The 13,647-nt window shown below is 57.6% G+C and carries 10 protein-coding genes and 1 other RNA gene; 1 reads left to right on the forward strand and 10 read right to left on the reverse strand.

The window, feature by feature from the left end; all coding sequences use genetic code 11:
* Positions 1 to 35 precede the first annotated feature (35 nt).
* Positions 36 to 1,226: a hypothetical protein gene (locus tag PSH64_RS03835; protein WP_305479998.1), complete on the forward strand. Its 1,191-nt coding sequence runs from the start codon at positions 36 to 38 to the stop codon at positions 1,224 to 1,226.
* A 231-nt stretch (positions 1,227 to 1,457) separates the two neighbouring features.
* Here PSH64_RS03835 and PSH64_RS03840 read toward each other — a convergent pair whose 3' ends face one another.
* The 10 genes from PSH64_RS03840 to PSH64_RS03885 all read right to left on the reverse strand — a co-directional run bounded on the left by PSH64_RS03840 (position 1,458) and on the right by PSH64_RS03885 (position 13,442).
* The gene (locus PSH64_RS03840; protein ID WP_305480000.1) at positions 1,458 to 1,703 is read right to left on the reverse strand and encodes a hypothetical protein; all 246 of its coding nucleotides are present in this window, start codon (positions 1,701 to 1,703) and stop codon (positions 1,458 to 1,460) included.
* A gap of 307 nt (positions 1,704 to 2,010) precedes the next feature.
* The gene (locus PSH64_RS03845) at positions 2,011 to 3,174 is read right to left on the reverse strand and encodes an STY4528 family pathogenicity island replication protein (RefSeq protein ID WP_305480002.1); all 1,164 of its coding nucleotides are present in this window, start codon (positions 3,172 to 3,174) and stop codon (positions 2,011 to 2,013) included.
* A 165-nt stretch (positions 3,175 to 3,339) separates the two neighbouring features.
* Positions 3,340 to 4,596, reverse strand: a complete 1,257-nt coding sequence (locus PSH64_RS03850; RefSeq protein ID WP_305480003.1) for an integrase domain-containing protein — start codon at positions 4,594 to 4,596, stop codon at positions 3,340 to 3,342.
* 183 nt (positions 4,597 to 4,779) lie between these two features.
* Positions 4,780 to 5,173: a transfer-messenger RNA gene (gene ssrA, locus PSH64_RS03855) on the reverse strand.
* Positions 5,174 to 5,270: 97 nt separating this feature from the next.
* The gene (locus PSH64_RS03860) at positions 5,271 to 5,546 is read right to left on the reverse strand and encodes a hypothetical protein (protein WP_019651059.1); all 276 of its coding nucleotides are present in this window, start codon (positions 5,544 to 5,546) and stop codon (positions 5,271 to 5,273) included.
* Between the two features lie 284 nt (positions 5,547 to 5,830).
* Positions 5,831 to 8,656, reverse strand: a complete 2,826-nt coding sequence (locus PSH64_RS03865; protein WP_305480005.1) for an FAD-binding and (Fe-S)-binding domain-containing protein — start codon at positions 8,654 to 8,656, stop codon at positions 5,831 to 5,833.
* Positions 8,653 to 9,324, reverse strand: coding sequence for a lactate utilization protein (locus PSH64_RS03870; RefSeq protein ID WP_305480007.1), 672 nt, complete (start codon positions 9,322 to 9,324; stop codon positions 8,653 to 8,655). Before PSH64_RS03870 ends, PSH64_RS03865 begins: the two co-directional genes overlap by 4 nt.
* Positions 9,324 to 10,778 (reverse strand): LutB/LldF family L-lactate oxidation iron-sulfur protein, encoded by a 1,455-nt coding sequence (locus PSH64_RS03875; RefSeq protein WP_305480009.1) that lies wholly within the window; start codon positions 10,776 to 10,778, stop codon positions 9,324 to 9,326. The genes PSH64_RS03870 and PSH64_RS03875 overlap by 1 nt, the downstream gene beginning before the upstream one ends.
* Positions 10,775 to 11,599: a (Fe-S)-binding protein gene (locus PSH64_RS03880; RefSeq protein WP_105339991.1), complete on the reverse strand. Its 825-nt coding sequence runs from the start codon at positions 11,597 to 11,599 to the stop codon at positions 10,775 to 10,777. Before PSH64_RS03880 ends, PSH64_RS03875 begins: the two co-directional genes overlap by 4 nt.
* Positions 11,600 to 11,750: 151 nt before the next feature.
* Positions 11,751 to 13,442 carry a lactate permease LctP family transporter gene (locus PSH64_RS03885; protein WP_305480010.1) on the reverse strand — a complete coding sequence of 564 codons (1,692 nt, stop codon included), beginning with the start codon at positions 13,440 to 13,442 and terminating at the stop codon, positions 11,751 to 11,753.
* Between the last annotated feature and the right edge of the window lie 205 nt (positions 13,443 to 13,647).

Consider the following 13,647-nt stretch of genomic DNA (forward strand, 5'->3'; position numbering starts at 1 on the left):
GTAAAGGTTGCCAATTCACTTGAGAAACCTGATGCATGGCCAAGCTATTGGATCATGATTCGCTATTACGGTTTGCTCCTAAAGAGATCTTTCACCATTTGGATGCATTTGATCAGGAGCTAGCTGCGCATCAATCGGACTTCCGCGCATTTCTAGCTAATCCATTTGCTACCTTCCGCGGAGGCAAGATCTTTCCAATCATTCATCTTGCCGGAATGTGCTGGGATCAGAAGTGGACATTTATGCGTCTACCCGCTCCTCTTATTAGAGAAGGCCATCGTATGGTCAATTCAGAAGGGCCAACAGAGGAAATGGCGTTCCAGCCGATGCTTAGATTGGAGATTATTACCGACAGAAAGCTCGCCTTCGCCTGTAATCCATCTCTCCGCCGCGAACTCGCGTCGATTTATCATCTTCAAGGCCCAACTGCAGTTTTAGAGGCTATGGATGCCCATCGTCGCAGCGTCGAAGCGCGGATTGGAAGCGAACGAACATCACCAACCATGATTTTAACCATGCCTCTAGGGTTAGCGCTTAGGTCGACGGCTAAACATAATCTTTGTCGTCGGTATATTTTGTATCAGCATATCTTCGGTCACGGTGGAGCCTATCCAGATGATGGCTACTTCTATATCGGAATCACAGCTAGAGACTGGCAAAGGCGCTGGGCAGAACACAGTGCCGCAATCAAACGCGGTTCTAGACTCAAGTTCCATCGTGTTTTCCGGGAAGAGGAGGCTAAGAATAGACTGACCTTTGTTCACCACAAAGTGATGGCCGTTACAGACAGCCTCGAACAAGTACAGCAGCTGGAGGAAGCATTTGTTGCGGGCCATTGGAGTGATGAACGCCTGCTCAACATGATACCCGGTGGGAAGGCAGGACTCGCCTATCTTCACAAACACCGTATGCTTTCCCGGAATGTCGATCTCCAACCAGACGACATTGAAACAGCTCAAGAGAATTGGTTACGTAGTAGCCCACGCAACGGTATGCCTGCGCCGTGGATCGCAGAACTTTGGAAAGATCCTAAATACGCCCTTGCAGTCATTTGTGGGGGTTCGAATCGACTCAGTGTCGATCAGGTCTTAGCGATTCGCGCTATGGGCCAGGCGGGGGCTACTGCGGAGGCGATTGGACCAAGGGTTGGAGTTACAAACCTAGATCAAATCAAGAGGGTACTAGATGGTAGAACTTACAGTCGAGTTCCCAAAAATAACTGCTAGAAATAGATTCGCCCTCAGCAAACCGTGCCCAAGGCAGCAGCTTCGATAAGCTGAATAACTTCTTGACGAGCATCCGCTTATGGCGGATAGCCGCCCTTGGCCGAAGGTCTGTACCTGGTCTAACGCCAGCACCTAGAAATATGGCCTTCGCAATCCAGTGACTGGTACCCAAGAAAAAACCACCCGTCCTAGAACAGGTGGCTCCTGGTACCAACGGAAAAGGTGATCTCGTTAACGAATAAACGCGACCGCGGCGAAGAGAATCGCCACCGTGAGGAAAAGCATCACGCCAACATTTACAGTAAGACTCACCTCAAGCTGAGATAACGCTGCCCGAAATTGTGCCATGTCGGAATCGGATTTAATTGCAGGAGATGGATGCAGAGCAGTCTCCATGGCTTGGATTACTGATTCGATTTTTGGCTCAGGCACGTTAATCGATTTCAGTGCTTCATACATTGCCAGTCGAATTTTCATTAAGGCCTCCAAAAACAAAGAAAGGCCTACCCCAGGACGGGGAAAGGCCCGTCGTGGGTGGGGTGGGAATAGCGTGCTTCCATCGACACTCAAGTCGACTGTCCGCGCTGCCGGAAGCGATACGGTCATTGGCAGGATCCTGCGGAAAACCGCAGTGCCGTCTTGATGATCCTGACGGCTGGTATGCACTTGTAAAATTGCATCCACGGACGTTTTGCTGTCAATCCACAAACCGGCTATCGAGTGTTACCTGATGTTAGGTAAGAGCACTGGACATTCATGAGTTACAGGCGTTGTGTACGCGTCCCTAGGCGGGACACGGCTGCCACCCTTTGCCTTCCATCACCTGTGCAGCCAAGTCTCCAGCGACTCTCGGACCGGCCAGGATTTTGCGCATGTTGGCAATGTGTGGTCGGCCAATTTCGCGCCATGCCGAGCGCGCTGGTGGCTTCTTGCGGACTTCTGTGTAAATGCGAAGTGCGGGCTGAATCGCGACTGGCTCGCCAGCCGGGTGCTGTTTTTTGCGGCCAGCCCACAAGCGAAACTCGCCGATCAACACACGCTTCACCAGGGCGAAGAAATAGGCGACGACATTGCGTACCGTGCCGCTTTGGCTACGTGCCTGTAGTAGTTCGTCCAGCACGTCCTGGCGATGGTGTGACGGCAACCGTTTCAAGGCCGCCAGCACGTCTCTCTGCTGATCTGCTTTGGCACTGGCCAGGCATGGCGGCAATGCCTGGGGCGCTGATGGTGAATCGCTTTCCTCACGCGTATGCGCGCGGTACGTACGTTCTTTTTTATACAAATACGGCTTATACGTACGGTCTTGCTCTTGAGGTATCTGGCGGGTCTGTTTGGTCTGCTGCGTAACGGTCGATCTGTTTGTGGAAGTACTAGATGTGGATGTTCGATTGACCCTTGGACGCTTTCGCGATGGCGCTGAGGGCGGTGGTTCATCGTCTTTGTTCCGTTGCTCCCGGATGGCAATGGGGAGATGTTCAGGCGTGTTCTCAGAGGTCGCCAGAATGTACTCGGCAAGATGCTTGATCTGTTTGTTCTCGTGGCCGATGCAGGTAGCCATAAGCTCCTCCATGCTGTCGTCGAGAGCACAAGCTTCGTGGAAGCTTAGAGCGCGCTCATTGACCCGATACAACACGCTTTGAACATTGCCAGTCAGGAGATCGCAATGCTGCCCCACAAAGCTGATCCATCCTGTAAGTCGCAGCACCGCTAAAGCGCGCCAAGCCGTTGCAGCGCCGGCGCGCTGTCCACAGGGAGTACAGGTGAGGTAACGGCGCAGTTGTCCCATGTTCACTAGCGGACTGAGGCCATCTGCGGTGCGAAGCATGCGCAAGACCTGCCAACCATTGCGTTCCAAGGGGGTGAGGCGCACGTCGAGCATTAGCGCAGTCAAGGTGGTGCACAGAGCATCTTGGTCTTGCGAGTTCTGGTGAGTGCGTTGGTCTGCCATGAGATGACTCCGAGGTATGGACCACGACGGCCCGTTCCCCTACATCTCATCGCGGATCACCCTGCGTGTAAGTCGACAATGCGATTTGCATCACCACCGTATTGTTCGGGGGCTGACAGTTCGATTGTGAAAAGCTGTTCCGTATCAGCCGATGGCACTCCTTCATCAGCGTATGGCAACCACTTTCCGATCGCTGCTTTCGATGGTTGCTGATACCGAGAGATTGCCGGTAGCTGCTCCCTGGATGTGTTCACTCCACCACTTCATCATCGGCCGTCTGCGCTCAATGTAGTCCGCTCGGTTATAGGCGCTACGAACCTCGTCCTTATCAACGTGGGCAAGCGCAACTTCGATTAGCTCAGGGTCCCATCCCTTTTCATTGAGGATAGTGCTCGCCATTGAGCGCATTCCATGACTGACCAGGCGCCCTTCGAAGCCCATCCGTTTCAGCGCCATGTTGGCGGTCTGGCTGTTGCAATGGGTGCGCGGATTGCGGTCGGCGGGAAACACGTACTCCCTGTGTCCGCTATAGGGCTTGATGGTCTCCAGGAGCGCCAAAGCGTGTTCCGTGAGCGGGATGATGTGTGTGCGACGTTTCTTCATTCGCTCAGGTGGAATCGTCCAGATCTTCTTCTTGAGGTCGATGTCAGCCCATCGGGTGGTTGCAGCTTCTGCTGGCCGAGTCATCGTGTGGAGCTGCCACTCGATGAGGCATCGGGTGGTTCTTTTGATGCTGGCGTTGGCAATCGCCACCATGAGTTCATTGAGCTCATCGGGCGGCAATGCCGCCATGTTTTTCTTCTTTGGTTTTTTGAAGACCGATCGTATGCCGCTCAGGGGGTTGGCATGAATGAGTCCGTAGTTCACCCCGTAAGTCATGATTTCGTTGAGGCGTTGGGTCAGGCGCTTGACCGTTTCCAAGCTGCCTTTGGTCTCAAGTGGTTTAAGCAATTTGATGACCTGAGGAGCGCTGATTTCAGAAATTGGGGTCGCGTGTAGATCCGGGAAGACGTGAAGCGTGAGCGATCGCCAAATATCTTCAGCGTAGGCGGTTGTCACTGAATCTTTCTTCAGTTCAAACCATGCCGTCGCCACGTTTTGAAAGGTGTGCTCTGTCGCAGCTTTTTTCGCTTGGCGATCTGCATCGCGTTGCTCTTTCGGGTCCAGTCCTTGGGCAACCAGCTCCCTGGCTTCAACCGTGCGTTTTCGCGCATTAGCCAGGCTGAGTTCCGGGAACGTCCCCAGTCCCATGTTGATCCGTTTCTTGGTCACGGGATGGATGTAGTTGAAATTCCAAAGCCTCGAACCGTTGGTTCGGACTCGTAACTGAAGGCCGTCACCGTCGGTCAATGTGTAGTCCTTGTCCTTGGGCTTGGCGGCTTTGATTTTCAGGTCTGAAAGGCGTGTGGCTCGGGCTCCCATGGGTACTCCAACGCTGTTTGTGTATTCCAAAATTTACCAGTCACGGGCTTGGAATACGCCTTGGAATACATTTCAAAATGGATCTGCCTGAAGCGCTGTGGAGCTCAATGGCCCTGAAACCCCCCTATTTACTGGATTTCAGGCACAAAAAAAGACGTCCGTGGACGTCTTTAGATGTTGAAGTGGTGGAGCCGGGGGGATTTGAACCCCCGTCCGCCAGTACTCCGCTGTCGGTACTACATGCGTAGCCGTGTCTATTAAGTTAACCCTCAGCGACCCGACGGGCAGGGTGCTTTGGGCGAGTTGTGTAAGTTTTAGCCGCTTCGTCCACAACGTACTGCACGGCGATTCTGTTCTATATGACAATCACTTTGGGTTTACAGACATCCCCTGATGATTGCTGGACCCGAAGGTACCAGGAGGGAAGGGCTAAGGCTGCTTACGCAGCGAGAGCGTATTCCCCGTAGGTTTCGTCATTGGCAACTATAGGAAGTTGCAACAGTGGATTTACGACTTCTGTTACCAAGTCGGCATGCACCTAAAGTTTCGCAACCGGCGTCGAATCCTAAACGGCCCCGAACCTGCTGTGTGTAACCAGCAGGCAAGCACAGTGTACGCCAATGCGCGCGGCGAGTCGACCTTCTGTCCTTACCTGCGTGTTATCTGGCCCGGCCCTAATGGCTATTCATGTGGCTTTGAATGTCCTGCAGCGCTTGCTGCGTCAGAGAAACACACTCCCTGTCGTTGTTGGAGGCGTGGGCGGCCTTGGCTTGTTCGGCTTTGGTGACGACAGCGCCTTTGGTGGCGGCGTCCAGCGTGGTAGCGCTGGACAGCTTGCTGTTGACTTCCTGCAGCTTCATTACGCATTGATCGCTATCGTTTGAGGCGTATGCGGAGGAGGCCAGCATTGTTGCAGCGATGAGCAGTCCAGCCAGGGCGGAACGCTTCATGGGTATCTCCTGGAACGGGGGTGGGGATGGGCCACGCTGATCGGGGCTTAACAAATGGACTGTGATGGCGTGCAAGGGTTCTGTTTATGCTGGCGATGGGGTGAAAGATTTTTTCGGGAGGCGGGTGCGAAAAAGGGGCAAAAATGCCTGAAGCCAGTCAGTTAAGAACACCTCGGAACCTGTGGGGGCGGGCTTGCCCGCGAAAGCGGTGTGTCGGGCAATATCAATGTTGATTGTGCTGCCGTCTTCGCGGGCAAGCCCGCTCCCACAGGGATTGCGTTTAACTAACTGGCATTGGGTAAAAACGCTCTGGCCCGGGTCACCCGATCCACCAGGTAGACCAGCCCGTGATAGTCAATTCCACCGTGTTGCGTCAGACCGATCTCACAAGTGCGGCTGGTGGAAATCCCTTCGCTGCATTGCTGAACTGCGTCTTTCAGCGTGCGTAACGAATGCGCGTTCAGTTCCGGCGTGGTAAAGCCCTTGTCCCCGGCAAAACCGCAGCAGTGAATGCCTTCCGGAATGACCACGTTGTGACTGCACTTGCGCGCCAGATCGATCAACGCCTGGCTCTCGCCGAGGTGCTGAGTGCTGCATGTGACATGCACCGCGATCGGCGCTTCCTGCGGGGTGAAGTCCAGTCGATCCATCAAATGCGTACGAATGAAACGCACCGGGTCATACAGGTCCAGCCGCACGTCGCCCAGGTCCTGAACCAGTCGCAAGGTGCAGGGGCTGGTGTCGCAGTAGATCGGGTCGAGCCCGCCACGGCTGGCGTGCAGCAGTGCGCCGATCAGCTCCTGGCGTTTGTGTTCGGCCTGTTCGGCATAGCCCTTGGAGGCGAATGGCTGGCCACAGCAAAGGCTGTCCTGATTGTCTGGAAAGACGACCTGATAACCGGCCTTTTCCAGCAGGCCACGGGTTTTGTCGTACAGCGACATTTGCTCTTTATCACCCGCCGCCGGGCCCATGACCCGCGACACGCAGGCCGCGAGGTACACCACCCGAGGGCGTTCGTCCGACACGCTCGGGCTGAAGCGAATGGCCTTTTCCGGTTGAGGCATGGCGTCGGTCCATTGCGGGACCTGGCCTTTGGATAAGCGCGTCAACGTTGCCGACAGTTTTGCCAGGCGTGGTGCCCCCAACAGCATCCGCGCACCGTTGGCGACATGCAGGGTGAAGCGCGCGCCTTGCAACGCAGTGGCGAAATTGCCTTCAATCCAGTTGGCGGTTTTCGTATGGGTCGCGTTACGGCCACGGAGCTTTTTCACCAGCTCGCCGGTGTTGATGCCTACAGGGCAACGTTGTGCACACAGGCCCGTGGCGGCGCATGTATCGATGCCCTGGTATTCGTAGGCTTGCTCCAGTTCGGCGGTGTCTATGCCGGCGCGCTTCTTCGCCTGGATGTCGCGCCAGATCACGATGCGCTGACGTGGGCTCAAGGTCAGGCCTTTCGACGGGCACACTGGTTCGCAGAAACCGCATTCGATGCACTTATCCACAATCTCGTCGGCGGCCGGCAACGGTTTCAGATGTTTGAGGTGGATCTGCGGATCGTCGCTGAGCACCACGTCTGGGTTGAGGATGCCGTTGGGGTCGAGCAGGCGCTTGAGCTGCCACATCAACTGGTAGGCGTCGCTGCCCCATTCCAGTTCGACGAAGGGCGCCATGTTGCGACCGGTGCCGTGTTCGGCCTTCAGCGAACCGCCGAATTCCACGGCCACCAACTGCGCCACGTCGTCCATGAACGCCTGGTAGCGTGCGACTTCTTCCGCGCTGTTGAAGCCTTGGGTGAAGACGAAGTGCAGATTGCCTTCCAGGGCGTGTCCGAAAAGGATCGCTTCGTCGTAGTGATGTTTGTCGAACAGCTCGATCAAGCGGTTCACGCCGATGGCCAGTTGTTCCACCGGGAAGGTCACGTCTTCGATGATCACCGTGGTGCCGGTTTTGCGCACCGCGCCGACGGCGGGGAAGGTGTCTTTGCGGATCGCCCAGAGCCGGGCGTTTTCCACCGGGTCTTCGGTGAAGTCGACTTGTTTCTCTACCGGAAAGCCGGTCAACGACGCCATGATCTGCGCCAGTTGTTCCTGCAGCAAAGTGGAAGAGGCCGCGCGGGATTCGATCAGCAGGGCGCAGGCGTTAGCCGACAGTTGTTGTACGAAAGCCGGCATGCCGGGCTTGTCCTGCACTGAGCGCAGGCTGCGACGGTCCAGCAGTTCCACGGCCGACACTGGTTGGCTTTTCAGGACGGAAACCGCGTTGCAGCAGGTTTCCACGTCCGGGAACACAATCAGCGCCGATGCCTTGTTCGGGTGATCGATCACTGTGTCGTAGGTCACCGCGCTGATAAACCCGAGCGTGCCTTCGGAACCCACCAGCAAGTGGCTCAAGATATCCACAGGCTCGTCGAAGTCCACCAGGGCATTAAGTGACAGCCCGGTGGTATTTTTCAGACGGTATTTGTGGCGAATTTTCGCAGCCAGTTCAGCATTGGCGCGGGTCTCGCGGCCCAGTGTCGCCAGACGTTCAAGCAGTTCGGCGTGGCTCTCCCGGAACGTGGCCACACTGGCGGCGTCTTCGGTATCGAGACGGCTGCCATCGGCCAGCACCAGACGAATCCCGGCCAGGGTGTGATAAGTATTTTGCGCCGTGCCGCAGCACATGCCACTGGCATTGTTGGCGACGATGCCGCCGATTTTGCAGGCGTTGATCGACGCCGGATCCGGACCGATCTTGCGTCCGAACGGTGCCAGCCAGGCGTTGGCCTGGGCGCCGATCACACCCGGTTGCAGGCGGATTTGCGTACCCTGGCCACGGATCTCGCGACCGTTCCAATTATCCCCCAGCACGATCAGCACCGAGTCACTGATGGCCTGGCCGGACAGGCTGGTGCCGGCGGCACGGAAGGTCACGGGGACGTGGTCCCGTTGCGCCAGTTTGAGCAGCGCCACTACTTCGTCTTCGGACTCGACGCGGATCACCAGTTTTGGAATCAGCCGATAGAAACTGGCGTCGGTGCCGAAGGCCAGGGTCGACAGCGGATCGTCGAAACGTCGTGCTTCAGGAATCAGTTGCTGCGCATCGCGCAGAAAAGTCGCCGGTAGACTCATTGGTCCTCCAGGATCAGAACCACCAAGTCTTTCGGGCCGTGGGCTCCATAAGCCAGCACTTGCTCGATGTCGGCAGTCTTTGACGGGCCGGACACCAGCAAGGCGTTGGTCGGCATGCCTTGGGCCCATTCGAATTCCTGCTGCACCTGATAGAAGTTGTCGCGGATTTCACTGGCCTTGAGCAGGGCAAAATGCACTGGCGGCACCAGGCTCATCAAGCGCGGTTCTTCTCGCGTCGGCCAGAGAATCAGGCTGCCGGTCGCGGCGATCGCACCGAGGGTGGTGGTCAGGCTGGCCGGGGTGTCGTTGAACAGCTCGGCTTTCCATTCCTCGACCGGGCGGTTGTAGGCTTTGAGCGCTGGCAGGCCAGGATTTTTCGCCCAATGCTCGGTGATGCGTTGCCCGTGGGGCGTCGTCGGCGCAATCAGCAGGCTCGGCAACTGGCGATCCCGCAGCAGTTGCGCGAGCAATTCGGGCCAGCCTTCCTTGGACGTCAGATGGATTTCGGTATGCACCGCTTCCATCAGTTTGCGCAGTTGCGGGATGCGTTGTTCCGGCGTGTAGGTGTAGGGCTCGGTCAGCAGTTCGACATCGAAGTTGTCAGCCACCGGTGTGGTGCCCGTCAGACTGTTGCGCAACTTGGCGAGGATATTTTGTTTGGCGCTCATCAACGGTCCCCCTGTTTGGCCAGATGCTCGCGGGTCATGTCATGCAGTGAGCGGGCCGCGGGTTTCGGTGCGCTGTGGTTCTGGGTCCATGGGCCGACGTTGTTCGGTGTCAGCGCTCGCAGGCGAGTGGCGAAGAAGCCGAACAGGCGATAAAGCGTTGGCGAACTGTTGAGCCTGGCCCAGGCGTTCCAGATAAACCGTTCTTTGCGCGAGTACTTGCTGCCCTGACCGCGCATCACTTGATGGGGGCTGTCCGGGGCTTTGACGTTCTCTTCCCGCAGGCGACGCAGTAATGCGGGGATCGGAATTTTTACCGGGCAGACTTCACCGCAGGCGCCGCACAACGAAGATGCACTCGGGTGGTCGGGGACTTTCGCCAGGCCGACCATGTGCGGGGTGATGATTTTTCCGATAGGCCCAGGGTAAACCTCGCCGTAGGCATGGCCGCCGATTCGGGTGTAGACCGGGCAATGATTCATACAGGCGCCGCAGCGGATGCAGTTCAGGGTCTGGCGCAATTCGCTGTCGGCAAACGCCTGGCTGCGACCGTTGTCTAGCAGTACCAGGTGCACTTCCTGTGGGCCGTCGAGTTCATGTTCCTTGCGCGGGCCGGAGATCATGTTGACGTAGGTGGTGATCGGGATGCCCAGGGCCGAGCGGGTCAGCAGCGACAGGAGTGGGACCACGTCGCGCAGGTTTTCCACGACCTTTTCGATGCCGGTGACGGCGATGTGCACTGGCGGCACCGTGGTGGTCATGCGGCCGTTGCCTTCGTTTTCCACCAGCAGCAAGGTGCCGGTTTCGGCCACGGCGAAGTTGACGCCGGAGACGCCAATGTCGGCTTCGAAGAATTTCTGCCGCAAGACCTTGCGACCGATCTGAATGAGTTGGTCAACGTCCTTGGTGTACTCCACGCCGAGTTTGTCGTGGAACAAGGACGCGACCTGACCGGCATTCTTGTGGATCGCCGGCATAATGATGTGTGAAGGCTTCTCGTGGTCGAGCTGGACGATGTATTCCCCCATGTCCGACTCCAGGCATTCAATGCCTTGAGCCTCGAGGACATGGTTCATCTCCATCTCTTCGCTGACCATCGATTTGCCCTTGATCACTTGCCGCCCCTCGTGAGCGCGGATGATCGACAAGACGATGCCGTTGGCTTCGTCCACCGTTTCCGCCCAGTGCACTGTCACACCGTTGCGGGTCAGGTTCTGTTCAAGCTGCTCGAGCAGGTCGGGCAGCTTGGATAATGCACGGGCGCGGACCGCATTACCCAGCGCTCGCAAATGTTCTCTTTCATGGGCATCGCTGAAGGACGCTGCCCGTTTGCTCATCAGTGAATCCATCGCGCTGCGAAAGTTGTTTCGCAGTTGCGTGTCAGCCAAAGCCTTGTGAGCCCGGCTGCGGAAATCTTCTTCTACGGCAACCGTAGGAATAATCGTGGAGCTGCTCATCGGGCACCTCCGGTACGCTGCCAAAGGAAGCTGGCCAGATGCTGACCGCGCAACGCTTCCTGTTGTTTCTCCAGCGAGCCGTTGATGTTCATCAGGCAACCGCAATCGGCACTGAGTACCTTGTGCGCACCGGATTCCTTCAACGCACGGGTCTTGTCAGCCACCATCGCACCGGAAATATCCGGCATACGGACGCTGAAAGTCCCACCAAAGCCACAGCATTCACTTTCGTGGCTGTGGTCGACTCGCTCCACGTTGCTCAGCTGCGCCAACAACTCACGGCCATGCAGGTGGGTGTTCATTTCACGGCGTGCCGAGCACGACGTGTGCAGCGCCACTTTCACCGGTTCGCCGCTGTCCTTGAGCTGCACCTTGCAGACAAACAGCAGGAACTCGGCGAGTTCGTAAGTCCGTGCCGCGAGGGCCTGGACCTGTTGCAGCGTTTGCGGCTCGTCCTTGAACAGGTCGGCATAGTGTTCGCGCAACATGCCCGCGCAAGAGCCCGACGGCACCACCACCGGATAATCCCCGGCAAACAACGCCAGTTGCGAGCGCGCCACGGTCCGGGCCTGTTCGGTGTAACCCGAGGTGTAGGCCGGTTGCCCGCAGCAGCTCTGCCCTTGCGGGTATTCGACACGAATGCCCTCGCGTTCCAGCAGGTGGATCGCGTCCATCCCGGCTTCGGGGTAGAACAGATCCACCACGCAGGTTCCGAACAGGTACACCCGTGACGGTTTTTCGCTGGGGTATTGCCGAGGTTCGGGCAGTGGCGGGGCGACGCGGGTCGCGTTCGGCACAGCGTTGTAAAAAAGCTCGCTCATCAGGCGTGTCTCCGGGTGGTCCCGGTTATCCGTCCGCTGAGGCTGCTGAATATAGAGAGAGAAGCTTTCAGCAGCCTTGCAGACCCGGTTGTGAATAGCTGACGCCGGGGCTGTAGCCCGGCGTCGGTTTTTTCCGTGTGGCGTGTAGTGCTTAGTGCACCAGCATGCCGGTGAACCAGTAGGCCTGAGCCAAAGTGATCAGGCCGACAATCGTTGCAAAGAATAGGCTGTGCTTGAGGGTGAAGCGGAACAGATCCGATTCTTTGCCCACCAGCCCGGTCGCGGCGCAGGCCACGGCGATCGATTGCGGTGAAATCATCTTGCCGGTCACTCCGCCGCTGGTGTTCGCCGCCACCAACAGGGTGTCGTTGACGCCGATCTGGTGCGCGGTGGTCGCTTGCAGCGAACTGAACAGCGCGTTGGACGAGGTGTCGGAGCCGGTCAGGAAGACGCCGAGCCAACCGAGGAATGGCGAGAAGAACGGGAACGCCGCGCCGGTGGCAGCCAGTACCAAGGCCATGGTCGACGACATGCCCGAGTAGTTGGTGACGAAGGCGAAGGCCAGCACCATGCCGATGGACAAAATCGGCCAGCGCAGTTCGTAGACGGTCTCTTTAAAAGTGGTAAGACTAGTTTTGAGGTTGATCTTCAGCACCAGCATCGAGATCAGCGCCGAGAAGAAAATCGCCGTGCCGGTCGCGGAAACCGGATCGAGTTTGAACACCGCCGGAATCGCTGTCGGGTTGGTTACGATCGGCGCGACCTTGATCACCATTTGATCCAGGTGCGGGATCGCGAAGTTGAACACCCAGCCATACATCGAGCCGCCGGCGGCGAACATTGCCTTGAACGGTTTCAGCGTCCAGATGGTGACCAGTACGGTGAGGATCAGGAACGGCGACCAGGCTTTGAAAATTTCCCCCAGGCTGTAGGGTGACGCCACGGTGGTGCGCGGTTGGCCGAAACCGCCGGCGCTGGCGACCACGGACGCCGAGACGGCACCGACGATGTGCGCGCCCGCAGCGCGTTTTGGCTGCCAGATTTTCAGGAACAGTGTCAGGGAAATCAGGCTGACCAGCGCCGAGGTGATGTCCGGCAGTTCCGGGCCAATGAAGTTCGAGGTGAAGTATTGGGTGATGGCAAAGCTCAAGCCGGCCACCAGCGCAGCTGGCCAGGTTTCGCGAACGCCGCGCAGGCCATCCATCATGAACACCAGCCAGAACGGCACGAACAGCGACAGCAATGGCAGCTGGCGACCGGTCATGGCGCCGATCTTGAACGCGTCGATACCGGTCACTTGCCCGGCGACGATGATCGGAATCCCCAGTGCGCCAAAAGCCACCGGCGCGGTATTGGCGATCAGGCACAGGCCGGCGGCGTACAGCGGGTTGAAGCCCAGTCCAACCAGCAGTGCGGCGGTAATCGCTACCGGTGCGCCGAAACCGGCGGCACCTTCCAGGAACGCGCCGAAGCAGAAGCCGATCAGCAGCACTTGCAGGCGCTGGTCATCGGTAATCGACAGCACCGAGCTGCGGATCACTTCGAACTGGCCACTCTTGACCGTCAGTTTGTAGAGGAACACCGCTGCCACGATGATCCACGCAATCGGCCACAGCCCGTAGGCGAAGCCATATCCGGCGGCGGCGAAAGCCATATCGACCGGCATCTGGAAGGCGAAGATTGCCACGGCAATGGACAACGCCAGGGTGATGCTGCCGGCCACGTGGCCTTTGAGCCGGAACACGGCCAAAGCCAGGAAGAAAAATACGATGGGAATGACGGCCGCGAGTGCGGACACGCCGAGACTGCCGAGCGGGCTGTAGAGCTGTTGCCAGGTTTGCATATGGGGTGGCCCCTAATTGTTGTTGGTCAGGCACTGGTCAGCGTTCTTGGTTAATTGGTAATACCAATTTACAATCGCTGTTGGCTAGGGTAAAAGCCTTGGAGGCGGTGTGTCAATTTGCCGCCCTAAAACTTTTGTCGAATGAGCGGTGCAGAACGCATCTGATCCGTTCGATCAAGCGTCGTCTGGTAGGTGCTGGCGCAGC

The sequence above is a fragment of the Pseudomonas sp. FP1742 genome, from assembly GCF_030687145.1.
Classification (GTDB): domain Bacteria; phylum Pseudomonadota; class Gammaproteobacteria; order Pseudomonadales; family Pseudomonadaceae; genus Aquipseudomonas; species Aquipseudomonas frederiksbergensis_D.

Bases quoted from the DNA above. Each gene is read 5' to 3' on its own strand.
- PSH64_RS03880 (WP_105339991.1), bottom strand. From the start codon at position 11,599: ATGAGCGAGCTTTTTTACAACGCTGTGCCGAACGCGACCCGCGTCGCC.
- PSH64_RS03860 (WP_019651059.1), bottom strand. From the start codon at position 5,546: ATGAAGCGTTCCGCCCTGGCTGGACTGCTCATCGCTGCAACAATGCTG.
- PSH64_RS03835 (WP_305479998.1), top strand. From the start codon at position 36: ATGGCCAAGCTATTGGATCATGATTCGCTATTACGGTTTGCTCCTAAA.
- PSH64_RS03865 (WP_305480005.1), bottom strand. From the start codon at position 8,656: ATGAGTCTACCGGCGACTTTTCTGCGCGATGCGCAGCAACTGATTCCT.
- PSH64_RS03850 (WP_305480003.1), bottom strand. From the start codon at position 4,596: ATGGGAGCCCGAGCCACACGCCTTTCAGACCTGAAAATCAAAGCCGCC.
- PSH64_RS03845 (WP_305480002.1), bottom strand. From the start codon at position 3,174: ATGGCAGACCAACGCACTCACCAGAACTCGCAAGACCAAGATGCTCTG.
- PSH64_RS03840 (WP_305480000.1), bottom strand. From the start codon at position 1,703: ATGAAAATTCGACTGGCAATGTATGAAGCACTGAAATCGATTAACGTG.
- PSH64_RS03885 (WP_305480010.1), bottom strand. From the start codon at position 13,442: ATGCAAACCTGGCAACAGCTCTACAGCCCGCTCGGCAGTCTCGGCGTG.
- PSH64_RS03875 (WP_305480009.1), bottom strand. From the start codon at position 10,778: ATGAGCAGCTCCACGATTATTCCTACGGTTGCCGTAGAAGAAGATTTC.
- PSH64_RS03870 (WP_305480007.1), bottom strand. From the start codon at position 9,324: ATGAGCGCCAAACAAAATATCCTCGCCAAGTTGCGCAACAGTCTGACG.